We start from the raw sequence: 22,826 nt of genomic DNA, 5'->3' as shown, positions 1-22,826 counted from the left end.
CTGTTTTGTTATGCACGTTGTATTATGTATGCCTATTATACTTGACTTGAAAGTCTCTCGCGGGTAACTAAACGAAGGGAACCGCGGCTAAGTTTTGATAATCCGGCTGAGCTGTTTGTCTGTTCCAGGACTTCAATCTGTTCGATTAGCTCCAGGGGAATCATGATGTTTCTTATTTTCAACAGTTGGAAGGCTGAATAGTAATGCGTAATAACTCCTCTAATTTCGTCGTTGCCGCACCGGATGGAGACTTCATTTTTACTGCTAATAAGCTTTTCGAACATTCCATTTTCACCCCACTATGATATATGACAAGTTCAGGTAAACGTTTGTCATGCAAAAGTAAAAAAAAATTTACCGGACGTGCCACATCCATAGTATGCAAGCGTGGAAATGCGTAGAATTGAAAAAAAAGAGGCTCTCCCTCCGTCAATGAATGACTTTGGGACAGCCTCTTGATTTAGATAGGCTTATTTCAAGCCCATTTCTTTGTTCGCATCACGAACGATGTTGAAATCTTCATCTTTCGCTACAACATAACCTTTATGTGTGTAAACATCAAAAATGATTTTTTGGCCTTCTGGATCCGTACCAAGTGCTAGGAAAGCGTCTTGGATTTTCTTTTTCCATGCTGCATCCATATCGGAGCGAACAGCGATGGTATCGTTAGGGATTTTATCGGAGAAAGCTAGAACTTTCGTTTGTTTGAAAATGTCTGGGTAATCTTTGATCATGTTCGTACGAATGTCTTGGAATACGCCGACAGCATCAACTTGACCGTTAAGAAGCGCGATAACCGCTTTGTCATGTCCTTGGAATTGTACGCCTGTTACATCTTTCACTGGATCTACGCCAGCTTTTTTCAACAACAGACCTGGGTAAACGTAACCAGCTGCGGAAGTAACACCTTGCCAGCCCATTTTCTTGCCTTTCAAATCAGCAACCGATTTGATCGGGGAATCTGCTTTCACAAGGATCTCGGATTTGTAGAAATTCACGAGTTCAGTCGTTGGTTGGCCAGTTGCATCGTCAACGCCGAAACGTGTCGCTTGGGCAAGCAGATCAGCCGCTTTGCGGTTATCATGGGCAACAACGTAGTTGCTCGGAGGCAGGAAGCCAACGTCAACTTGTTTGGAAGCCATAGCTTCGATTACAACGTTATAGTCAGTTGAAACGGAAACTTTAACCGGGATACCCAGCTTGTCCCCGAGAAGTTTTTCAAGTGGTTTGGCTTTTGCTTCAAGTGTCTCTGCATTTTGGGAAGGTACGAATTGAACTTTAAGTTCTTTTGGAACAAAACCTGTAGCTGCTGCTGGGCTAGCGGAAGCTGCTGCTGCCGGAGAAGCACTCGCTGCTGCACCTGCTGAAGCCGATGGAGCCGGTGTTTCTTTCTTTGCGCAGCCAGCAAGCAGGCCTGTGGCAACAACCATCATGGAAAGGGTAATCACTGTTAATTTTTTCATTACTTTTTTGACCTCCGTTTAAATTTATTTGCTATTTATCTAAGATGTAATATAACATTAACATAAGGGATATGGAAGATAGTGTGAAGTATTTGTTAAACTGCCAATTGTTATGTACGTATTTACAAAATAAAAAGTTGTGGAGTGGGGAACTTGACTCAACCTGGTAAGGTGCAGAAAAGTACAGTAACCATACTGGAAACAAGCGATTTACATGGCAATATGCTGCCTTTGCATTACGCGAATAATTTGCCCAACGATGTGGGTTTAGCCAAAATAGCCGCATTGGTAGCAGGTGAACGGAAGAAGGAAGCCAATGTGATCGTTATCGACAACGGGGATCTCATTCAAGGCACTCCGCTGGCCTACCATCATGCTAGATTGGATAACGAGCCGATGGATCCGATGGTGATCGGACTTAACTATATCGGCTATGATGCTGCTGTAATCGGGAATCATGAGTTTAATTATGGGCTTGATGTACTTGGCAAAGCGGTCAAGGAATCCGAGTTCCCGTGGCTGTGTGCAAGCATCGTAGACGCAGCAAGCGGGGCACCATTCTTAGGGAAGCCTTACATCGTCAAGGAACTTCCTGAAGGTGTTCGCATCGGTATTTTGGGATTAACGACACCTTATATTCCAAATTGGGAAAATCCCGCACACATCTCCGGTTTGCAGTTTGTAGATGCTGTAGAAGCAGCTCACAAGTGGGTGAAGGTGCTTAAGGAAGAAGAGCGAGCGGATGTTGTAGTCGTCTCTTATCATGGAGGCTTTGAACGACATCTGGAGACAGGGGAACCAACGGAACCTTTGACAGGTGAAAATCAGGGCTATCAGCTTTGTATGGAAGTTGAAGGGGTGGATGTGCTTCTGACCGGGCACCAGCACCGGAGCATTGCAGGGCAAAGCATCAATGGCGTCCTTGTTGTGCAACCGGGAACGGCTGGCGTTACGCTTGGGAAAGTGAAGCTGGAGCTTTCGTTGCTGGAAGGCAAATGGCGAATCGACACCAAGACATCAGAATTGCTCTCCGTAACGGGTGTTGAAGCAGACAAGAAGCTCTTGGAACTTGTAGATACCCATGAAGCAAAAACGCAAGAGTGGCTGGATCAACCGATCGGCAAGCTCACGGGTGATATGCTGGTGAAAGATCCCATGCAGACCCGCTTGAAAGACAGCGCACTGATCGAATTCATCAATCGGGTACAGATGGAGCTGTCCGGAGCGCCCATTTCGAATACGGCGCTGTTTGATAACGTATCGCCGGGTTTTCCTTCGGATATTACGATGAGGGACATCGTATCCAACTACATTTACCCGAACACATTGAAAGTGATTCGGATTTCCGGACAAGACATCAAGGACGCCTTGGAACAGTCCGCGGAATATTTCGAACTGGCACCCGAAGGCGAAGTTCAGGTCAGCAGCAAGTTTAGAGAGCCGAAGCCACAGCATTACAATTATGATATGTGGGAAGGCATTTCGTATAAATTGAACATCTCCCGTCCGATTGGAGAGCGTGTCGTACAGCTTGATTATAACGGGCAGCCACTGAACCTTGACGCATCCTACGATGTAGTGATGAACAATTACAGGGCTGCGGGCGGAGGCAACTACGCCATGTTCCAGGATAAGCCGGTCATTAAGGATATTCCAACGGATGTTGCGGAGCTTCTTGCCGGGTATATTATGGAGCGGGGTACGATTGAAGCCAGCGTGAATGGGAATTGGGAAGTCATTTGGGATACAGAGTAGAAATGGAAAAGGCGGTGCAGGGTTAATCCTGCGCCGTCTTATTTTTTTGGGGAATCTCGCCAAGAGGGAACTCTGATCCCTTATTTTGCAGGAAATCGATACGATAGCAAGATGAGGGAACTATGATCCTCTATTCAGCCGAATTTGCGTGAATTGAACCAAGCTGATGGTAAATAAGGCCCTCCAGTTCCGCAAGACCCTAGAAATTGGGTGATTCTGCCAAAATAGCGGCCTGTAGTTCTTTTCACGTGAGAAACAAGGCAACGTCCTAACTTTTTGTAAAATCCTACCTATGCGAACTTGGGGGGATTCGATATGATTAGCTTAGCACATAAATAAAGGAGGTTTCTTGAGTGAACACCGCAACCACTATCGAATTATGGCCCGGAGCATCCAAGGATAGCATCGGTGAGGAAAACCAAGGATGCCCGAGCTTGACTTTGTATCCTGTAGCAAGCGAAGGCTTGAGCTCTGCCGTTATAGTATGTCCCGGAGGCGGCTACGGTAGGCGTGCTCCCCATGAAGGCGAACCTGTCGCAAAGTGGCTCAATGGACTTGGGATTTCGGCCTTTGTTTTAAACTACCGGGTAGCTCCATATGAACATCCAATTCCGCTCCAAGATGCCCAAAGAGCGATTCGAACAGTAAGACACCATGCAGAGCAATGGGGGATTGATCCGAATCGGCTAGGGATCCTTGGATTCTCCGCAGGTGGTCACCTGGCTTCCACCGCAGGTACGCTATTTGATGCCGGGAACCAAGAAACAGAAGATCCTATCGAGAGACAAAGCAGCCGTCCGGACGCTTTAATTCTTTGTTATCCTGTTATATCCTTCTATGAATTTGGACATGTGGGCTCCAAAAAGAATTTGTTAGGCGAGGCACCGGATGAGAAGCTGGTGACTTTGTTATCCACAGAGAAACAAGTATCGTCGGATACACCGCCGACTTTCCTCTGGCACACCGCCGACGATGCCGCCGTTCCCGTCGAGAATAGCTTGCTTTTTGCCATGGCGCTTAGCCGTCATAAAGTGCCGTACGATCTGCATGTTTTTGAGAGCGGACGGCATGGTATTGGCATGGCGACTGATCATGACGAAGCCTATTTGTGGCCTGAACTTTGCGCAAACTGGTTGAAAAAGCAGAAATTTGCATGACGAAGCTCCATTACGAATGGCATCACCTTGGGGATTCGGCCATCGTACTTACGCTTGGCACGAGCATTGAGCTGTCAACGCTAGATCTGGTGCGGCAAGTGACGGCCTATCTGGAGAAGCACCCTTTCGCAGGTTTTATAGAAATGGTGCCCGCATATACGACGATTACGATTTATTATGATCCGGTCGTGGTCTATCAGCATTTTTCTGAAGCGGAGGTTCACCGCAAACATGCGCACCCTGCTGGAGAAAACTATATGCTTCCTTGCGACAAGGTCCTCCAACATATTGCGCGGTGCTTGGGCGGCTTTGAGTTCACAAACGAGCAGCAGTCACCCCAGACCGAGAAACTTATCGAAATTCCCGTTTGTTACGGTGGGGAATACGGTCCTGATCTTGCGGAGGTAGCGGCTTATCACAGGCTGACAGAGGAAGAAATCGTCGCGCTGCATACTGCACAAATCTATCCGGTCTATATGATTGGTTTTGCGCCGGGTTTCCCGTATTTGGGCGGGATGGATGAGCGGTTGGTTACACCTAGAAAATCGGTGCCCCGACCCCGTATACCAGCCGGATCGGTAGGAATTGGCGGCGCGCAAACCGGCATTTATCCATTTGAAACGCCAGGCGGGTGGAACCTGATCGGTCGGACGCCGCTTGCTTTATTTCAGCCGCAATCCACGCCTCCTTCCTTATTGCAGGTAGGAGATCGGGTGAAATTCGTCGCCATCACGCCGGAGCAGTTCCATTTTACCGCTGAAAGGAACCTGGGACATGGGCTTTAAAATCATCAAGCCGGGAATGTTATCGATCCTGCAGGATCAAGGGCGTTATGGATACCGCAAATTTGGCGTCATTGCATCGGGTCCTATGGACTTTTTTGCCCACCAAGCGGCTAACATTCTTGTAGGGAATACCGCTGATGCCGCCGTATTAGAAATGACCTTGAACGGACCGAGCATGGTCGCGCAATCGGATATGCTGATAGCCTTGTGTGGAGCTGATCTTGAGGCGGATGTGGAAGGCAGAAGAGTGCCGTTATGGCGATCTTTTATCATCCAAAAAGGGGAACAACTGGTCTTTCGCTATGCGGTGAAGGGTTGTAGAGCTTATTTAGCCGTTCATGGGGGCTTTGCAGCGGATGTCAGTATGGGCAGCACAAGCACTTATCTGCGGGCAGGGATCGGCGGTCATGAAGGCAGGGCTCTTCAAGCGGGAGATGAACTGAAGCTAAGCAATGCGGGGAAAGCAGCCGTGAACATCAACAACCGGTCTGTTTCCGGTGCGGTCACTCCCTTTATTCGGCCGAATTACGAAGACAACCCGGTTGTGGGTATTGTATGGGGCAAAGAAGCGGAACATTTTGCGAAATCGCTCAAAGCGAAGTTTCTGGCTCGAAGCTTCACTGTTACCCCACAATCGGACCGGATGGGATATCGGCTGGAAGGAACCCCTCTTTCGTTGAAACGCGGTATCTCCCATGAGATGATTTCGGAAGCCGTTGTCCCAGGCACGATTCAGGTGCCACCGAGCGGTCAGCCCATTCTTTTGCTTTCTGACTGCCAGACAACAGGCGGCTATCCGCGCATTGCCCATGTAATTACGGCCCATCTGCCGCTAATCGCTCAAGTGAAGCCAGGGGGCAAACTGCGTTTCCGCGAGCTTAGCTTGAGGGAAGCCCAGGAACAGCTTTTGCTGCAGGCTATGGATATGAGGTTGCTGGAAGCCGGCATGCAGGCTTGGTTTAGGGATCGTGGATGATTTGACAAGTGCAGATAAGAGCACACGAGTAACTAAGTAAAGTATAGGAGTTATGAAAGGTGATGGAAGAGTGAGTGGGCTGCGTATAGATTTAAATTGTGATATGGGCGAAGCCTTCGGCGCTTATCGCCTCGGGCGCGACGAGGAGCTGCTGGACTTCGTCAGCTCCGCCAACATCGCCTGCGGGTTTCACGCAGGCGATCCTGCCACCATGCGCAGCACCGTACAGCTGTGCTTGCGCAAAGGCGTGGCGATCGGGGCCCATCCGGGCCTCCCCGATCTGCAGGGCTTCGGCCGGCGCGAGATCGCCATCACGCCGGCTGAGGCTTACGAGCTGACGTTGTATCAGCTCGGGGCGCTGCAGGCGTTCGTCCACGCCGAAGGCGGGCGCCTGCAGCACGTCAAGCCGCATGGCGCGCTCTATCACATGGCGGCGAAGCGCCATGATCTCGCCGCGGCCATTGCGGCTGCGACGCTCAGCGTCAGCGCGGAGCTGACGCTGCTTGGACCGCCCGGCAGCGAGCTGCTGCGGGCGGGTGCCGCCGCGGGGCTGCGAACCGCGAGCGAAGCTTTCGCGGACCGCACCTACCGGCGGGACGGCACGCTGACGCCCCGGGATCAGCCCGGGGCGCTGCTGGAGAGCGCCGCGGATGCAGCGGCGCAGGTGGTGCGCCTCGTCCGCGAGGGGAAGGTCCTCTCCCAGGAGGGAGAGGATCTGAGCATGCGCGCGGACACGATCTGTATCCACGGCGACGGTGCTCACGCCGTGGAGTTTGCGCGCGATATCCGCGCGCTGCTGAACCGCAGCGGCATCGCGGTGACGGCGCTGGGGCATTGATCCGTGACTCTAACGGACTGAGATGCTGCTATCTGCCACTTTTAGGATGAAAATTGGATCTAACGGACTCAGGTGCTGTTATTTACCTGAAAGTTATCGATATCCACCCTAAAATCAGCAGATAGCGGCTGTACGGTCCGTTACCCCTCGCTAATACAGCAAAAACACTATAATAGCGGCAACCAGGTCCGTTAGCCTCTAGGGAAGCACCCGCTGCCAAACAAAAACCCGGTCCTTGTACCCGCCATACTTCTTATATTCAGCACTATGCTCCTTCCTTCAGGTCCTTGCACCCGCCATACTTCTTATATTCAGCACTGTGCTCCTTCCTTCCGGTCCTTGCACCCGCCATACTCCTTATATTCAGCACTGTGCTCTTTCCTTCCAGCCCCTGCACTCATCCAACCACCACCCTTCAGTTCCATCCCACACACCCGCCTAGGAAAGAATCCTTATAACGATTCTTTCACTTGAGAATGGGGTAGGATTATGAGTAAATAGAGAAGTAGCCGGCCAGCTAATAACTTCGGAAAGGAGTGATCAAGGTGATTACAACAAAAGCGGAGGTGATCTCTGCGTAAGCAGAGGTCATCGTTACAACCGGGGGCCCTCTGGGCTCCCGCATATTCTTAACTTACGAGTAGACAGCGAGAAGCTTTTTACATATAATGAGAATTGTGAACACGAAGTGAACACACAGGCAATATAGGAGAGAGTTTGCTCTCCAACCCATGTAATACAATCCCAATATTAGGTGAAAGGAGTGTTTTTTAATGAACACAATGACAATGACAGTAGCGATGAGTGTTGCGGCCGCCGCAGAGGTAATCGTCTCCTAACTGAATATCATTCGTGGAATAACCGTTCACCTGAATTTGTATAATTGCATATACAACCGACAGGCACGATTATGGTCGTGTTTTTTTTATTCCATTTTGATAAGAATGGTATGAGGTTTAGGGGCGATGAGATTACTCTCTGCAAATCCGAACAAAGTTTAATCTTTGCGACAATTTGAGGAGGTTTTCATCCATGAGTTACAAGAACGGGAAGGACGTTCTTCCCCCTAACCTATTAAAACAATTACAAGAATATATCCAAGGTGAAATCGTATATATCCCTAAGAAAGAGCAGAAACGCGCTGGATGGGGAGAAAATAACGGAACACGCATTATTATCGAGCGTAGAAATCAAGAAATTTTCCGGTTGTACCAAACAGGCTCCACGGTGATGGAGTTAATCAAGGTCTTTCATTTATCGGAAGACAGCATCCGCAAAATTATTGTGAAAACGCGCGAGTTAACAGCTAATCAAGCATAGAAGCAGCATCCATTGTGGATGTTGCTTTTTTTCTTTGCTCGGCTCTACATGAAATTGTAAAAGGTTGGATGTTTTGAAAAGGGATCGGGGAGATGGCTAGCGAATTTAAAATGAACCTTATAAATTACATAATTCGACAGGAGGAGTTTTCATGATATCTGTATTTGTCTACGGCACACTGCTTGTTGGAGAGAGTAACCACTTCGTAGCAGCTCCTTTTGTACAGTCCGTGCAATCGGGCGCGATTTTTGGCCGTTTATTTGATGTTGGGCCTTATCCTGCGCTTTTGCTAACGGAAGACAATGGGGAGCAGCACGTTGTTGGAGAATGGTTGGAAGTGACGGAAGAAGGCCTGCAAGCGATGGATGTTCTGGAAGGTTATTATGGCCTAGGCGCCTCCAATAATGAATATGACCGCGTCTGGATCCAAGATGTGAACGGGGAGCGTGAAGGTTTGGTTTATATCTATCCCTCCGTGGAAGGACTTAAAGAAATTAATGGCTCATCGTGGAAAGAATACGATGCTTCGCGAATGAAATAATATTTTTTGACTTTATTCGACAAATTCCTATCTTGCCTTTGAGCATGATGCTATAATTAAAGTCATATTTTAATAGAGGTGACCTTTATGTCTGTATATAAAATATTGTTGGCTGACGACGAGCTTGCACTCCGCTTTCTGCTTACTGAAACGTTATCCGATGAAGGATATGAAATCACGGAGGTGGAGGACGGCCAGCAAGCCATTGAACAGCTTCAGAAGGCATCGTTTGATCTGGTTATCCTTGATTATATGATGCCGGAGCGTACGGGTGTTGAAGTATGCGAGTGGCTTCGTCAGAGCGATAACGCGAACCGGGACCTGCCTGTTATTCTTTTAACAGCGAAAGCCTTGGAGAAAGATAAAGAGAAGGCCAAAGCGGCCGGCGTCACCACTTATATTGTGAAACCGTTCAGCCCGCTTCAACTTCTAGATACGGTCGGACACTTATTGGAGAGTTGATTCGAAATATATAAAGATAATTTTATTTGTAAAAAGGGTGATTGTCCGTCATGAATCATACGAATCTAGAGCCAAAGGGCTCCAGGTCAGAATCGGATAAAGATGCAAGAATTCTAAGACAAGGCAGAAAACTGTTCATTCGCGAGTTTGAAAAGCAGTTGAAAGAGCTTGAGACCCTGCTGGATGCCGTTCGTCTTAAGCCGGAAATCGAAGACTTGAATCGGTTCTATCGCATTATCCATACGCTGAAGGGCAGTGCGCCGATTTTTGGTTATGACAGGATTGGCCGGCTGGCGGAGGAATTGGTGCGCCTATGGGAATGGACGCAAACCATTGATACGGATCAGGTATTGTCGTTGACATCGACGAACCCGGTTCAAGAAAACGCAGAGCGCAGTTTCGGGCTCCTTCGTGATATGAATATGGAATACGATATCTGCCTGACGGAGATCCACATGGACGAGCAGAAGGATCCCACAGGAGGCTCTATGCTTCGAACGTTGAAAAGCCGTTTGCTGCTTGTCGATGATGACGAAGTACTGCGTTCGTATTTGACCCGGCGTCTTCAGCTTGATGATTGTATTGTTGATGAGGCCGCTGATGTGGAGTCCGCTATGAAACTATTGCGTACACACACCTATGATCTCGTGACACTTGATCTTATGATGCATCCGCAATCAGGATATGAGCTGTTTGAGTTTCTCAAAGAAGATCCGACGTTGAAGTGGCTGCCCCTTATTGTGCTATCAGGGCGCAATGATTTGAACGATAAAGTTCGCTGCTTCCATCTGGGGGCTGACGATTATGTGACCAAGCCCTTTCAGTATGAAGAACTAGCCGCCAGAATCTATGGTTTGCTCAAAAGGACCAAAAACTTCGAGCAGTTGGCCTTCCGCGATCCGCTTACCGGCGTGTTCAACCGGCGATATTTCGACCTTCAGATTGGCATGGAACTGCAGCGGATTGAGCGGTATCCCGCTCCGATTTCGCTTGTATTTATCGATATCGATTTTTTTAAAAGAATTAATGATACGCATGGACACCACGTGGGAGACTTGGTGCTGCAAGGCTTGGCCCATCTCTTGCAAACCAATTTGCGCTCAACGGATCTACTGGCGCGGTTTGGCGGTGAAGAGTTCGTGATTGCCCTTCCGAATACATCCTTGGAACAGGCGCATTCCACGATGCAGAACATTCTGCTTATCATCAGCTCGAACCCGGTTGCCCACTATGAGGGGAAACCTTTCTCCATCACCTTCTCCGCAGGGATTGCCCAGTGGCAGGAGGGAATGCCTGTGGCGGATTGGGTTTCGAAGGCGGACGAAGCGATGTATCAAGCCAAACAGCAGGGCCGGAACCGCGTTCTATGCGCCGCAGCAGAGAAAGAGAGCGATCCGAGCAAGTCGGCGTCGCCGCCTCTTCCCGAGAAGAAAAATTTGCTAATCGTTGACGATGATCCAATCTTAAGAGCAATATTGACTTCTCATCTGGAGCATTTACCGATTGCCATCACACATGCATCCGATGGTGAAGAAGCGCTCGGCTTGCTGCAGGAAAAGACTTATCATGCGTGTATTTTGGATGGAATGATGCCTAGGCTAGACGGCTTTTCCTTGTTAGATCAGATTAAGAAGGATGAGCGCTCCGCGAATGCGAACATGAAGGTGCTTATGCTTTCCGGCAAGAAAAAGGAAGACGATATGCTCAAAGGCTATCAGATGGGTGCTGATGACTATATGACGAAACCTTTCTCACTCGTAGAACTGGAAGTCCGTGTGAAAAAACTGATGAACTTTATCTAACAAGCAGGAGAGCCGGGCGTATGTCCGCTCTCTTTTATCATTTTTACATAAAATAGCGTGGCCCATTTTGCGAGAACACGACTTTCTGGTAGAGTGAAGGTAGAGGACGAGGTTAGTTAGAAAGGAGCGTGATCCCATGTCGGAGAAAGAAACGCTTGTACGTTTTGGCATCTCTATGCCGCAATCATTAATTGAGCAATATGATCGGCTCATTGCCATCCAGGGCTATAGCAACCGCTCTGAAGCGATCCGAGATCTCACACGCAAAGCGTTGTTGGCCTCCAGCAGCATGCAGTTGGACGAAACGGTAGCCGGAACCATTGTAATGGTATATGACCATCATATTAGCGATCTGCCCATTACGTTGATGGAATTGCAGCATGAATATCACCATGCCATTATTTCCACGATGCATATTCATTTAAATCATCAGCAATGCTTGGAAATATTAGTTGTTAGGGGCATAGTGGAGAAGCTAAGAGAATTGCAGCAGCGAATTCAAGTGCTTAAAGGTGTCGGATATGCCGAGTTGTCTGTGACTCATGTGGATGAGCATGGTTCCTCACACGAGCACCCGCATACGCATGCGTAGAATTCGAAGTTGCCCTCTTTTTTTGTTAAAATTAGGCATGGAGGTGCCAGATGTCTGATAAAAAATATTTTAGCTTGGAAGAAGCGAATGAAATGCTTCCGTTTGTTGATCAGGAGTTAAAGAAAATGCAACTGCTGAAGCGGGCTTTTGAGGAGAAATACACAGAGCTTCGCAGGAAGAAAAATGAGTTGGCTGAGAAACCCGGCACGGAAAAGGATCCATTTTTTATGCAGGAAGCCGAACTTGAATTTATGCAAATTGAAGCGCGCGGGCTGATCCAACATTTTCAGCAATCGGGTATCGAACTTAAGGATATAGAGACGGGTCTTGTGGATTTTCCCTCTATGATCGGGGGCCAGGAAGTTTTGTTGTGTTGGAAACAAGGAGAGGACAAGATCCGTTACTACCACGGCAAAGAAGATGGTTTTGCCGGACGTAGACCAATAATGGATTAGAGGAATTCATCTATGTATAAACAGAAACAACATGTTCGTCGGTTTTGGTTCTTGCCCGCTGTATTATTGTGTATATTATCAATGATGCTCTTAAGTTCTTTCGTCGCCCCGCAAACTGCTTCTGCTCACGCATCGCTGGTACAGGCAATTCCGGAATCGGGCGCTAAGCTGGAAAGCTCTCCGCCCCAAATCGCAATTACCTTCAATGAACCTTTAGATGCAGGGCTCTTTTATATCAAGGTTTTTAATCATGACGGCGACGAAATGACCAGTAATAAAGCTTATTTGAACAAAGAGCAAACAGGTGTGCTCCTTGATCTGCCTAAGCTGGCCGAGGGCGTTTATTTAATTAGCTATCATGTCATTTCGGCTGACGGCCACCCTGTTGGCGGAAGCTATCCTCTGACAATCGGCAATCCGCCGCAAGAAGATACGCTAGATCTTCCTTCCGCCCATGCCAATCACGAGCACGGTTCAGGTCCGCTTACGACGAAGGTACTCTTGCAGTATGCGTCTCGCGGGCTGTGGTATCTTATGGTGCTCGCTTTGACAGGATGGGTCATCTGGTTAAGGATGCTAGGTACGAATGGCGGGAATGAAACAAGAAAAACATTATCTTCATGGACGCTGAATTTGCAGCGTGCTCAACTTGTCGCCCTCCTGCTGCTTATTTTTACTCATATCGAGGATTTACTAGGCGGCGGCGGTGTGGAAGAAGTCGCGAAGCTTTTTAGTGCGACCAATATCGGAATATCCTGGCTGATTCTACTAGTCTTATCTTTCCTCGGGTTCGTCCTTATCGGCAGATGGGCGTGGTTAGACTGGGTATGGCCATTAGGCTTGCTTGCGGCTAAAAGCTTTAGCGGCCATGCGGCTTCTTTTTCACCTGTATGGGCAACGATCGGGCTCGATTGGATTCATCTGGTGGGCGCAGCCATGTGGGTGGGAGGGTTGGTACTTCTCTACGCGAAGTGGCGTCAGAAGAGCAGTGACATTGCCACGTACATGCGACAATTTTCAAATATGGCGCTGATTTCCATCATCGTGCTCACGATATCCGGTATTTTATCTGTGCTGTTATTCCTGCCGAATTTGCATTATCTGTTATACGCCGGGTGGGGGATTTTGCTGCTAGTGAAAGTTGGCGCAGTTATTCTAGTCGTGCTTACGGCATTTGTGATTCGTCTCATGATGCGCAAGAAGAAGGCTGCTCAGTCCTTCCTATGGGTAAGAGTGGATTTGACCCTAATGGTACTCATTGTGCTGTTGGTGGGAATTATCACCTATGTGGCGCCAATTCCGGCCAATGAGCCGCTGCAGTGGCATCAGATGGGAGAGAAGGTCCACGTATCTGCGGATATCACACCCAAAATTCAAGGAACCAACTCTTTTACAGCCAAAGTATTCCTTCCTGAAAATTCAGGGAAACCGAAGCAGGTGCTGATGATTCTTCATTATTTGGACGACAAAGAGATAGCTCCGATAGCGGTGCCGATAGCGGCCTATGAGGATAAGGAACAAGAGGAGTCATACGGTTTTGCCAAGTTCAGTTATCGAGCGGAGGGAGCCTATCTGCCATTCAGAGGGAACTGGGAATTGGAAATGCGTGTGATGGATACAGAAGATAATGAAACGGTTTACAAAAAAGAATTCATCGTCTACTAACACATTGGCCGAAAGTAGGTGCCGTCATGGCTTGGATTAACATGCTCGAAAGAGAACAATTGTCTGTTAAATTGGATGACAAGGATGAGGTGGCCTTGCTGGAGATCAACGACGGGGGTATATCACCTAACTATGTGACGGTTCGCCTAAGCGAAACCGAGATTGATGAACTGATTGAAGTGCTGCAGCGAATTAAACGAGCCATTCAATAGCTTGCTTGATATACGAAACAGCGGTATTCGTGTGATGACGGATACCGCTGTTTGTTGTTAAAACAAGCTCCAGTCAAACTCCTGCGAAAGTTTCCCCAGGAGGTGAACGCCAGCGGTGCTGTTGCCTTTGCGGTTGAGTGCAGGGCTGACAAGACCGATGCCGTAGCGTCCGGGCACCATCGTTAGAATACTGCCGGACACGCCGCTTTTAGCGGGAAGCCCTACGTTCATGGCGAACTCGCCTGAGGCATTATACATCCCGCAGGTAAACATGAACGTCTTGGCGATTTGTACGAACCGCCGCGGAATCAGGCGCTGGTTGCGAATCGGATCTACGCCGTTATGGGCGAGAACTAAGGCCATTCTAGCCAGATCCGTGCAGTTCACTTGGATGGAACAGTGGCTGAAATAGACCCTCAGAACGTCGTCAACCTCGCGATCCAGAACGCCGTTATCTTTCAGGAAGTAAGCAAGCGAACGATTTCGGTGAGCGGTGTCTGATTCCGATTTGAGCACGTCCTGATTCATGTCCAGCGCCGGATTGTCCGCAAGCTCCCGGAAAAACTGCAGAATTCGCTGCGTTTGTTCAGAGGGCGTGTCCCCTGCAATTAAGGACGAGATAGCGATAGCTCCGGCATTAATAAGCGGGTTAAAAGGTATACCGGGCTCTACCAGCTCAAGCTTCAGCATCGAGTTGAAGTCGTCTCCCGTCGGCTCCATGCCGACCTTGGAGAACACATACTCTTCGCCGTTATCCATGAGAGCCAGAATAAGGGTGAATACTTTGGAGATGCTTTGCAGCGTAAAATGATAGTCGGTATCACCGGCTGCAACGGTATTCCCTTCGGCATCCATGATGCAGATCCCCAAGATATCAGCTGGAGCATTCGCCAGTTCAGGAATGTAGGAAGCAACATGGCCATCTTCGGTATGGACTTTGCTAGCTGTTACCCATGACGTCAAATGGTCATTAAGCTGCTTCCAAGTTGTTGTATGCTCGTCCAAGTTCATCTAGAAGTTAGTCCTTCCTATTGCTTATGCTTTCCATGCTTGTGGGTGGTTGTCGCTGATAAGATCCGTTGCGCTTGCGTTAGCAATGACTTGCTCTGGGTTCTTGCAGCCTGGAATAACGCTTGTGACGGCATCGTGCTTTAAGCACCATGCGAGCGCCCATTTGGCCATATCCATGCCTTCCGGAACTTCTTCTTTTTGAATGCGCTGCACTTCCTCCAGCTTTTGTCTGACGTTCTCCGCATCATGGCGATGACGGACATCGTTGTTGCCAAACACCGCACCAGGCTTGTACTTGCCGCTTAGATAACCGCTTGCCAAAGGCACGCGTGCCAGTACGCCAAGATCCTGATTCACACAGGAAGGGAAAACAAGCTCTTCAGGCGCTCGATCCAAACGGTTATAGACCACTTGAATCGCTTTGGAATTTACCTTCGTAGAGGCTTCCGTCTGATGGATGTTGGCATTGCTGCCGATGGACGTTCCCAAATGTCTGATCTTCCCTGCTTGTACTTGTTTATCTAAAGTTGTCCATAAGTCATCGTTGTCGAATACACTGTCTGGTCCTGAGTGAAATTGGTATAAATCTATGTAATCCGTTTGCAAAGCTTTGAGCGAAGCATCCAATTGTTTGATGACACTTTCCGAGTTGAATTCGTCAGTTCGCGTAAATAGATCATGGAAATGGTGACCGAATTTCGTAGCTACAACCCAATTCTCACGATTGCGTCTGGATAAATAATTGCCGATAAATGATTCGGAAAGATGATCCCCATAGCATTCCGCGGTATCGATAAGGTTAATGCCAAGATCAGCGGCTTGATCCAAGATAGCATCTGCTTCATCTTGTGTGTACGTAAGTCCCCATTCTCCTCCGAATTGCCAGGTTCCAACACCAACGATAGAAACTTTTAAGTCTGTTTTCCCAAGTCTGCGATATTTCATGGTAATCACTCTCCTTTTATAGTATCCAACCTCATTAAACGCTATTGCTGGAAGGTTGTCAAAAGATAAAAAGCCCCCGACCTTCCGAAGAAGGAGGGAGGCTGACGGATACATTAAGCAAGTTCGGCGGAAAGGTCTTTTTCAGCCTTTGGACTTGTCTTTTTCGATTTAGGGCCAACTTTAATGTTGCCGACAAACAGGGTAAGAACCGCCCCAAGCAATACGAAGACTAGCCCGATTATGAATACTTGATGAAGGGAGGAGACAAGAGCATTTTTTAAAATAGGAAGCATGTGCTCCACAAATTCTTTCGGCATTTTCGCCAAAGTTTCAGGACTTAAGAGAGAAGAATACAGTCCCTGCGGATTGGAGTGAATCATATCTGTCATTTGATTGGATAACTGGCTCGCTTCTGCAGGCAGCTGTTTAACAACAGGAGTTAAGTCCTGATCAAGCAAAACCGATGATTTGTGGTTCATGATGGCACCCAGAATAGTCATACCGAACGTACCGCCGATTTGACGGAAGAATTGGCTGGAGGACGTCACCACACCAAGCTCAGATTTCGGGAAACTTTCTTGCAAAGCAAGGGTCAGAATCGGCATCACAAGCCCCATGCCAAGGCCTAAGATCAGCATATAGGCAGATGCTATCAGTTTTGTCGTGTCTATCCCCATCGTGCTTAGGAAATAGAAGCCAACGGCCATGATGATCATCCCGCCTAACAGTTGTTTGCGTACACCGATTTTATGAATAAATTGACCGGAAACTACGCTGGCCGCAATCATCGTAAGCATCAGAGGCATCATCACCGTACCGGACGCGGAGGCGCTGATCCCGACAATGCCTTGCATGAAGAGAGGTACGAACATAATAGCACCGAACATACCAATAGCCATAAGGAAACCTACACCGTTAATGGTTGTGAAAGTTCTGTTTTTAAATAAACGAACAGGAAGAATTGGCTCTGCCGCTTTGCTTTCAATAATGACGAAGGACACTAATGATACAATCGCTAAGGCGAAAAGACCAATGATTTGCCAAGATAACCAAGCATAATCTTTACCGCCGAATGTTAATGCTAGCAGCATGGAAACCACACCGATAATCATGGTGGCAATACCCGGAATGTCGAATTTCACTTTGCCGATTGCTTTATGCTTAGGCAGTGCAATTGCGATCAAGATAACAGCCAGGATGCCAACGGGAAGATTGATGTAGAATACCCAGCGCCAATCTAAAGCATCAACGATCCAACCGCCGATTTGCGGACCAACAACGGAAGAAAGACCGAAAATCGCACCGAAAACACCTTGCCATTTGGCACGTTGTTTACCGGTAAACAGATCCCCGATAATAATCATCGCCATCGGCATCATGATACCGCCGCCTATACCTTGCAAACCGCGGAACAGGATGAGCTCCGTGATGTTCTGGGACATCCCGCATAACGCGGAAGCTCCGATAAAAATGATAAGACCTGTCACATAAATCACGCGGCGGCCCATTAAGTCAGCCAATTTACCGGCGATAGGAACAACAACGGTTGAAGTCAGCATATAAGCTGTTGTCAGCCAAGCCATTAAACCAAGACCGCCTAATTCACCAACGATACGAGGCATGGCGGTTCCGACAATCGTGCCGTCGAGAGCACCGAACAGCATGGCAATAATAAGTCCTGTCAGCAGGAGGCCGCGATTTTTTAGCACAGGAGCCGCTGTTTCGGAAAGGTTGTCGTCAGAAATTGTTTTTTGTATAGTTTCCACTACAGTCCACTCCTTATAAATTATATTGGATTTTAATAATAGGTGGTTAGCTTTTCAAAAGCACTTACAAGGACCTTGAGCTCTTCAGGCGGGAGCTTGGATAAGCCTCGGGCGATCACTTCTTTTTGAACGTTTTGAGCAGTGGCAAGAACCTCTTGGCCAAGCTCTGTGTTTTCTACGAGAACAATGCGCCGATCCGATTCATGATGCTTGCGTATGACATGCCCGCTTTGGACAAGACGATCGATCATGACGGTAATCGCACTTGGTTTGACCCCCATTTTCTCAGCAAGGACGGTTTGCTTGGGAGTTCCTTCCTTGGCGATCATGAAGAGCATAAATAACTGCGGCCCCGTTAACTCTGATTTCAATTCGGTGAGTACGGCACTGCTAATTTTTCGATGGGCTGTTTCAAACGTTGTCCGGAAACGATTGGTATAAGCCATCAAGTCATCTTCCATAGAAACGCTCCTTCCGGTTCATTGCATGATCAAATAATTAAACAATGAAATATTTATATAAATTAATGTTTAAACTGTTTAAATAAAATATACGCTTATATTCTTTCCAAGTCAACTGGGAAAATGCGAGATGTAAAGGCTGTATACTTGCATATAAGCACTATCTTGCATATAATAACTGGTACATATACGTAAAATGCTTTGACGGAGAAGAGTATGCAGTGCTTCTTGACAGGGAGGGTAAGCCGTTGATTGAGAGCTGGCCCCGAGAATCAGGCTGCAGAAGTTCGCTCCCGAGCAGTCCTTTGAACCGAATTAAGCTTAAATGGGCTTTCTTCTAAAGTAGAGGGAACCGGACGCATCGTCCGTTATCTGGAATGAAGTGAGATCATTTTTTGGCCTATTGGCCGGGAAATGGATCTAAATTAGGGTGGTACCACGGCTTTTCGTCCCTTGCGAGGGAGCGGAAAGTCTTTTTTGTGTTTTCATTTTGGTTGATTCAGGGGCCTAATTCAGGAGGGATTGCAATGAAAGAGCGGTTAGAAGCTTTGAAGCAGGAAGCACTGCAAGAGCTAAGCGGCGTACAAAGCCAGCAGGAGTTGAACGATTTACGTATTAAATATTTAGGTAAAAAAGGTCCATTAACCGAGGTTCTTCGCGGAATGGGAGCGCTAAGCGCAGAAGAGAGACCGATCATTGGGCAAGTGGCGAACGATGTTCGCGCTGCGATTGAATCGGTGATCGAAGAGAAGCAAGCGGCATATCAGCAGCAGGAAACGGAAAACAGGCTACGTGCTGAAATGATCGACGTTACGCTGCCGGGTCGTCCATCAGAGCAAGGCGCCGTACACCCATTAAGCAAAGTAATTCAAGAAATTGAAGATATTTTCATCGGAATGGGCTATACGGTTGCGGAAGGACCGGAGGTTGAGCAGGACTATTACAATTTCGAAGCGCTGAATCTGCCCAAAGACCACCCGGCCCGCGACATGCAGGACTCCTTCTACATTACAGAAGAAATCTTGATGCGTACCCAAACTTCCCCGGTTCAAGTGAGAACGATGGAGAAACGTAAAGGCGAAGTTCCGATCAAAATCATTTGCCCGGGTAAAGTATACCGCCGCGACGACGACGATGCGACACATTCGCATATGTTTACGCAAATCGAAGGTCTGGTTATCGACCGCAACGTTCGGATGAGCGATTTGAAAGGGACCTTGCTGCAATTCGTGCAAGAAATGTACGGCAAAGAAACGAGAATTCGTTTGCGTCCCAGCTTCTTCCCTTTCACAGAGCCGAGTGTCGAGGTTGATGTGAGCTGTGCAATGTGCGGAGGCGTTGGCTGCCGGACTTGTAAACAAACAGGTTGGTTGGAAATTCTCGGAGCGGGAATGGTGCATCCGCGCGTTCTTGAGATGGGCGGTTACGATCCTAAGGAGTATACAGGGTTCGCCTTCGGTATGGGCGTTGAGCGTATTGCCATGTTGAAATACGGAATCGAAGATATCCGTCATTTCTATACGAATGATTTGCGTTTCTTAAAACAATTCTTACATCTGTAAGCACCAGGAAAAGGAGGGGTTAAGCATGAATGTTTCATACCAATGGTTATCGGAATATGTAGATGTATCAGGTTTCACAGCTGAGGAATTAGCGGAAAAATTAACCCGAAGCGGTATCGAAGTGGATATCGTGGAGGATCGAAATAAAGGGGTAACGAACGTAGTTGTCGGGTATGTGAAATCCCGTGAGAAGCATCCGGATGCGGATAAATTAAGCGTGTGTGTCATTGATGCCGGTCAAGGCGAAGATTTGCAAATCGTCTGCGGAGCCAAAAATATCGATGCAGGCCAAAAAGTGCCTGTCGCTATGATTGGAGCTGTTCTACCGGGAGGCCTGCAAATCAAACGCGCCAAATTGCGCGGTGTTGAATCCCAAGGGATGATTTGCTCAGCCAAAGAGCTTGGCCTGAATGATAAATTGCTGCCGAAAGAAATTCAGGAAGGTATTCTAGTGCTTCCGCAGGAAACGGAAGTCGGAAGCTCTGTTCTTGATGTTCTGGCGATCAATGATAAAGTACTGGAGCTTGACCTGACACCAAACCGATCCGACTGCTTGAGCATGCTCGGAGCCGCTTATGAGATCGCAGCAATCCTTGGGCGCAGCGTTAAGCTGCCGGATGCGGAAGCGGCGCTGCAGCAAGCTGGATCAGCCGGTGTGAAAGCCGCTGACCGCATCAGCGTGAAAATCACAGCGACAGAGCAGTGCTCTCACTACGCAGCGCGCCTGATCGAAGGCGTGCGCGTAGGCACTTCTCCGCTGTGGATGCAAAACCGTTTGATGGCGGCCGGTATCCGTCCTATCAATAACATCGTTGACATCACGAACTTCGTGATGTTGGAGTATGGTCAGCCGCTGCATGCTTTTGATGCTGAACAGCTGAATAACGGCCACATCGACGTACGCCTTGCTGAGGCTGGCGAGAAGCTCGTTACGCTCGACGATGTAGAGCGTACCCTGGAGCCGCACATGCTGCTTGTCACAGACGGCACGAAGCCTGTAGCGATCGCTGGTGTTATGGGCGGCGCGAATTCCGAAGTGACGAATGATACGACTCGCATTTTGCTGGAATCCGCAAAATTTGCAGGCTCCTCTGTGCGCCGCACATCGCGCCAACTAGGCCTTCGCTCTGAAGCGAGCCTTCGCTTCGAGAAAGAAGTGAACCCGGAAGCGGTGCTTCCGGCATTGAACCGCGCGGCTGCCTTGATTGCTGAGTATGCAGGTGGCAAAGTCGCAGACGGCATCGTCGAAGCTGTCGCCGGCTCACACAAGCCCGTCAGCATCGAGCTTGCTGCTGACCGCGTGAACAACTATCTCGGCACGGCGCTTTCGCTGGACGAGATGGGCCAAATCATCGAGCGCCTGCACTTCACGTTCGAGCCGGCGGGAGAAGGCAAGCTGCTCGTGCACGTGCCGAGCCGCCGCGGAGACATCACACGGGATGTTGATTTGATCGAAGAAGTAGCACGCCTCTTCGGCTACGATAACATCCCGACGACCTTGATGACCGGCGTGACGACGCCAGGATCTTTGTCCAAAGAGCAGTCGATTCGCCGCATCGCGCGGAATCTGCTGACACAAAGCGGGCTGCATGAAGTCATTACGTATTCCTTCACGCACCCTGACCAAACGGCTTCGCTGCCGGGTCTATACCCAGCGGCTAAGCCGATCTCCCTCGCAATGCCAATGAGCGAGGATCGCAGCCAACTGCGTACCAGCTTGCTGCCGCATTTACTGGAAGTCGTGAGTTACAACCGTAACCGGACGATGGATGACGTAGCTATTTTCGAAGTCGGCAAAGCATTCATTACGGATGAGTCGGCACTCACTGCGCTGCCGCAAGAGAAACTTCTTCTTTCTATTGCCATGACGGGCAAACGCCGCGGGGCGCATTGGGCGCAGAAATCCGAGGCCGTTGATTTCTATGATATCAAAGGAATCTTTGACCGCCTGATCAGTTACCTCGGTGTCAAAGGTCTTACTTACACATCGGCTTCCCCGGAAGGTTTCCATCCAGGGCGTACGGCAGAGCTTTTGCTTGCTACTTCCGAAGGTTCGAAAGTAATTGGCCGAATGGGGCAACTGCACCCAACCGTTCAACAGCAGCGTGATCTGGATGACACATATGTGCTTGAGGTTGAACTGGCTCCTATTCTGGAAGCTGCTGGCGATGCGATTGTGTATAAACTATTGCCGCGTTATCCGTCCGTTGGACGTGATATTGCAGTCGTTGTGAATGCTAGCGTACCGGTCGGTCTCATGGAGCTGTCGATTGCTGAAGTTGCCGGCGATTTGCTTGAGTCTATCCAGGTTTTTGATATCTACACAGGAGAGCGCCTTGGGGCAAATCGTAAGAGCGTAGCGATCGCTCTGGTGTACCGTCATGCGGAAAGAACCCTGTTGGATGAAGAGGTAACGGAGCTCCATGCCAAAGTGGTTCAAACTCTTGAACAGCAATATGAGGCAGAGTTAAGAAAATAGAGCAAGTTTCTCATAAGTTGCAGGAAAACAGGCTGGTCTTATCGAAATTAACGTCGATAAGGCCAGCCTTTTCATCTAAGGGGGAAATAATATGACTGCTGAAGATAAAACGAAAATAACCGTTGACATATATGGAAATCAATACAAGTTAAAAGCAGATACAAGCACGAATTACATGAAGCGTGTGGCGGAGTATGTAAATGACCAAATGTTTCGCATCGCCAAGGGTTATCCGCGGTTAGATTCACAAAGAATTGCCGTGCTCGCCGCTGTGAACATGGCCGATGAATGCTTCCGAATGAATGAAATTATGGAAGAGCTGAGCGCGGCGCAGAAAGAACAAGAGGCGACCAAAGCTGCCTATGAGAAAGTGAACGTTACATACAATCAATTGAAGCATGATTATGATAAACAACAAACTTTTTTGAATGAACAAAAAGGGAAGTTAGACCAAGCTCAAGCACAAAAGGAGCAGCTCCAGCAGGAAGTGCAGAAGGGCAAACAAGAGCAGGAGCTAGTCAAACAGCAGCAAGATCAGGCTAAGCAGGTTCATGAGCAAATCAAACAACAGCTTGAACA

The 22,826-nt window shown here is 48.5% G+C and carries 22 protein-coding genes and 1 other annotated feature; of the genes, 16 read left to right on the top strand and 6 right to left on the bottom strand.

Annotated elements, in window-relative coordinates; translation table 11 throughout:
* Nucleotides 1-35: 35 nt before the first annotated feature.
* Entirely contained in the window at nt 36-284 is a 249-nt protein-coding gene (locus AC3WTJ_RS26895) for a hypothetical protein (protein ID WP_492524431.1), read from the bottom strand.
* A 186-nt stretch (nt 285-470) separates the two neighbouring features.
* Complete coding sequence (locus tag AC3WTJ_RS26890) at nt 471-1,463, bottom strand: phosphate/phosphite/phosphonate ABC transporter substrate-binding protein (RefSeq protein ID WP_407871014.1); 993 nt, start codon at nt 1,461-1,463, stop codon at nt 471-473.
* Nucleotides 1,464-1,634: 171 nt separating this feature from the next.
* Here AC3WTJ_RS26890 and AC3WTJ_RS26885 point away from each other — a divergent pair, with 171 nt between their 5' ends.
* The 13 genes from AC3WTJ_RS26885 (at nt 1,635) to AC3WTJ_RS26825 (ending at nt 14,023) form a co-directional block, all read left to right on the top strand.
* Nucleotides 1,635-3,218 (top strand): bifunctional metallophosphatase/5'-nucleotidase, encoded by a 1,584-nt coding sequence (locus tag AC3WTJ_RS26885; protein WP_492524579.1) that lies wholly within the window; start codon nt 1,635-1,637, stop codon nt 3,216-3,218.
* Between the two features lie 353 nt (nt 3,219-3,571).
* Nucleotides 3,572-4,375, top strand: a complete 804-nt coding sequence (locus tag AC3WTJ_RS26880) for an alpha/beta hydrolase (RefSeq protein ID WP_492524430.1) — start codon at nt 3,572-3,574, stop codon at nt 4,373-4,375.
* Nucleotides 4,372-5,160, top strand: a complete 789-nt coding sequence (gene pxpB, locus AC3WTJ_RS26875) for a 5-oxoprolinase subunit PxpB (protein ID WP_492524429.1) — start codon at nt 4,372-4,374, stop codon at nt 5,158-5,160. The genes AC3WTJ_RS26880 and pxpB overlap by 4 nt, the downstream gene beginning before the upstream one ends.
* Nucleotides 5,150-6,136, top strand: a complete 987-nt coding sequence (locus tag AC3WTJ_RS26870) for a 5-oxoprolinase subunit C family protein (protein ID WP_492524428.1) — start codon at nt 5,150-5,152, stop codon at nt 6,134-6,136. The genes pxpB and AC3WTJ_RS26870 overlap by 11 nt, the downstream gene beginning before the upstream one ends.
* 70 nt (nt 6,137-6,206) lie before the next feature.
* Nucleotides 6,207-6,974: a LamB/YcsF family protein gene (locus AC3WTJ_RS26865; protein ID WP_492524427.1), complete on the top strand. Its 768-nt coding sequence runs from the start codon at nt 6,207-6,209 to the stop codon at nt 6,972-6,974.
* A 1,032-nt stretch (nt 6,975-8,006) separates the two neighbouring features.
* Nucleotides 8,007-8,294: a CD3324 family protein gene (locus AC3WTJ_RS26860; RefSeq protein WP_127457334.1), complete on the top strand. Its 288-nt coding sequence runs from the start codon at nt 8,007-8,009 to the stop codon at nt 8,292-8,294.
* A gap of 151 nt (nt 8,295-8,445) precedes the next feature.
* Nucleotides 8,446-8,835, top strand: a complete 390-nt coding sequence (locus AC3WTJ_RS26855) for a gamma-glutamylcyclotransferase family protein (RefSeq protein WP_492524426.1) — start codon at nt 8,446-8,448, stop codon at nt 8,833-8,835.
* Nucleotides 8,836-8,922: 87 nt separating this feature from the next.
* Nucleotides 8,923-9,297, top strand: coding sequence for a response regulator (locus AC3WTJ_RS26850; RefSeq protein ID WP_492524425.1), 375 nt, complete (start codon nt 8,923-8,925; stop codon nt 9,295-9,297).
* Nucleotides 9,298-9,347: 50 nt separating this feature from the next.
* Nucleotides 9,348-11,099, top strand: a complete 1,752-nt coding sequence (locus AC3WTJ_RS26845; protein ID WP_492524424.1) for a response regulator — start codon at nt 9,348-9,350, stop codon at nt 11,097-11,099.
* A 136-nt stretch (nt 11,100-11,235) separates the two neighbouring features.
* Nucleotides 11,236-11,691: a nickel-responsive transcriptional regulator NikR gene (nikR, locus tag AC3WTJ_RS26840; protein ID WP_492524423.1), complete on the top strand. Its 456-nt coding sequence runs from the start codon at nt 11,236-11,238 to the stop codon at nt 11,689-11,691.
* 50 nt (nt 11,692-11,741) lie between these two features.
* Nucleotides 11,742-12,146, top strand: coding sequence for a DUF2203 domain-containing protein (locus tag AC3WTJ_RS26835; RefSeq protein WP_492524422.1), 405 nt, complete (start codon nt 11,742-11,744; stop codon nt 12,144-12,146).
* Between the two features lie 12 nt (nt 12,147-12,158).
* Entirely contained in the window at nt 12,159-13,811 is a 1,653-nt protein-coding gene (locus AC3WTJ_RS26830; RefSeq protein WP_492524421.1) for a copper resistance CopC/CopD family protein, read from the top strand.
* Nucleotides 13,812-13,837: 26 nt separating this feature from the next.
* Nucleotides 13,838-14,023, top strand: a complete 186-nt coding sequence (locus AC3WTJ_RS26825; protein ID WP_127457327.1) for a hypothetical protein — start codon at nt 13,838-13,840, stop codon at nt 14,021-14,023.
* 57 nt (nt 14,024-14,080) lie between these two features.
* Here the strand turns inward: AC3WTJ_RS26825 and glsA are convergent, their stop codons facing one another.
* The 4 genes from glsA to AC3WTJ_RS26805 all read right to left on the bottom strand — a co-directional run bounded on the left by glsA (nt 14,081) and on the right by AC3WTJ_RS26805 (nt 18,206).
* On the bottom strand, nt 14,081-15,034 hold the full coding sequence (glsA, locus tag AC3WTJ_RS26820; protein WP_492524420.1) for a glutaminase A: 954 nt from the start codon (nt 15,032-15,034) through the stop codon (nt 14,081-14,083).
* Nucleotides 15,035-15,058: 24 nt separating this feature from the next.
* On the bottom strand, nt 15,059-15,979 hold the full coding sequence (locus tag AC3WTJ_RS26815; RefSeq protein ID WP_492524419.1) for an aldo/keto reductase: 921 nt from the start codon (nt 15,977-15,979) through the stop codon (nt 15,059-15,061).
* Between the two features lie 113 nt (nt 15,980-16,092).
* A complete protein-coding gene (locus AC3WTJ_RS26810) occupies nt 16,093-17,688 on the bottom strand; it encodes an MDR family MFS transporter (RefSeq protein WP_492524578.1) in 1,596 nt (531 codons plus the stop codon).
* Between the two features lie 89 nt (nt 17,689-17,777).
* Nucleotides 17,778-18,206 carry a MarR family winged helix-turn-helix transcriptional regulator gene (locus tag AC3WTJ_RS26805; RefSeq protein ID WP_492524418.1) on the bottom strand — a complete coding sequence of 143 codons (429 nt, stop codon included), beginning with the start codon at nt 18,204-18,206 and terminating at the stop codon, nt 17,778-17,780.
* A 192-nt stretch (nt 18,207-18,398) separates the two neighbouring features.
* Nucleotides 18,399-18,663, top strand: a binding site (T-box leader).
* A 70-nt stretch (nt 18,664-18,733) separates the two neighbouring features.
* On the opposite strand from AC3WTJ_RS26805, the gene pheS reads away from it, so the two are divergent.
* The 3 genes from pheS to AC3WTJ_RS26790 form a co-directional block, all read left to right on the top strand.
* Complete coding sequence (gene pheS, locus AC3WTJ_RS26800; protein ID WP_127457323.1) at nt 18,734-19,768, top strand: phenylalanine--tRNA ligase subunit alpha; 1,035 nt, start codon at nt 18,734-18,736, stop codon at nt 19,766-19,768.
* A 25-nt stretch (nt 19,769-19,793) separates the two neighbouring features.
* Complete coding sequence (gene pheT / locus AC3WTJ_RS26795; RefSeq protein WP_492524417.1) at nt 19,794-22,247, top strand: phenylalanine--tRNA ligase subunit beta; 2,454 nt, start codon at nt 19,794-19,796, stop codon at nt 22,245-22,247.
* A 91-nt stretch (nt 22,248-22,338) separates the two neighbouring features.
* A partial coding sequence (locus tag AC3WTJ_RS26790; protein ID WP_492524416.1) for a cell division protein ZapA occupies nt 22,339-22,826 on the top strand: 488 nt, incomplete at its 3' end.

The organism is Paenibacillus sp. FW101-FHT12H11 (assembly GCF_058790355.1).
Note: the sequence above shows the minus strand (reverse complement) of the source record. Positions and strands in the feature narration are given on the sequence as shown.

Coding starts and splice junctions, on each gene's coding strand:
- AC3WTJ_RS26895 (WP_492524431.1), bottom strand. CDS start 284: ATGTTCGAAAAGCTTATTAGCAGTAAAAATGAAGTCTCCATCCGGTGC.
- AC3WTJ_RS26890 (WP_407871014.1), bottom strand. CDS start 1,463: ATGAAAAAATTAACAGTGATTACCCTTTCCATGATGGTTGTTGCCACA.
- pxpB (WP_492524429.1), top strand. CDS start 4,372: ATGACGAAGCTCCATTACGAATGGCATCACCTTGGGGATTCGGCCATC.
- AC3WTJ_RS26870 (WP_492524428.1), top strand. CDS start 5,150: ATGGGCTTTAAAATCATCAAGCCGGGAATGTTATCGATCCTGCAGGAT.
- AC3WTJ_RS26860 (WP_127457334.1), top strand. CDS start 8,007: ATGAGTTACAAGAACGGGAAGGACGTTCTTCCCCCTAACCTATTAAAA.
- AC3WTJ_RS26855 (WP_492524426.1), top strand. CDS start 8,446: ATGATATCTGTATTTGTCTACGGCACACTGCTTGTTGGAGAGAGTAAC.
- AC3WTJ_RS26850 (WP_492524425.1), top strand. CDS start 8,923: ATGTCTGTATATAAAATATTGTTGGCTGACGACGAGCTTGCACTCCGC.
- AC3WTJ_RS26845 (WP_492524424.1), top strand. CDS start 9,348: ATGAATCATACGAATCTAGAGCCAAAGGGCTCCAGGTCAGAATCGGAT.
- nikR (WP_492524423.1), top strand. CDS start 11,236: ATGTCGGAGAAAGAAACGCTTGTACGTTTTGGCATCTCTATGCCGCAA.
- AC3WTJ_RS26835 (WP_492524422.1), top strand. CDS start 11,742: ATGTCTGATAAAAAATATTTTAGCTTGGAAGAAGCGAATGAAATGCTT.
- AC3WTJ_RS26830 (WP_492524421.1), top strand. CDS start 12,159: ATGTATAAACAGAAACAACATGTTCGTCGGTTTTGGTTCTTGCCCGCT.
- AC3WTJ_RS26825 (WP_127457327.1), top strand. CDS start 13,838: ATGGCTTGGATTAACATGCTCGAAAGAGAACAATTGTCTGTTAAATTG.
- glsA (WP_492524420.1), bottom strand. CDS start 15,034: ATGAACTTGGACGAGCATACAACAACTTGGAAGCAGCTTAATGACCAT.
- AC3WTJ_RS26815 (WP_492524419.1), bottom strand. CDS start 15,979: ATGAAATATCGCAGACTTGGGAAAACAGACTTAAAAGTTTCTATCGTT.
- AC3WTJ_RS26805 (WP_492524418.1), bottom strand. CDS start 18,206: ATGGAAGATGACTTGATGGCTTATACCAATCGTTTCCGGACAACGTTT.
- pheS (WP_127457323.1), top strand. CDS start 18,734: ATGAAAGAGCGGTTAGAAGCTTTGAAGCAGGAAGCACTGCAAGAGCTA.
- pheT (WP_492524417.1), top strand. CDS start 19,794: ATGAATGTTTCATACCAATGGTTATCGGAATATGTAGATGTATCAGGT.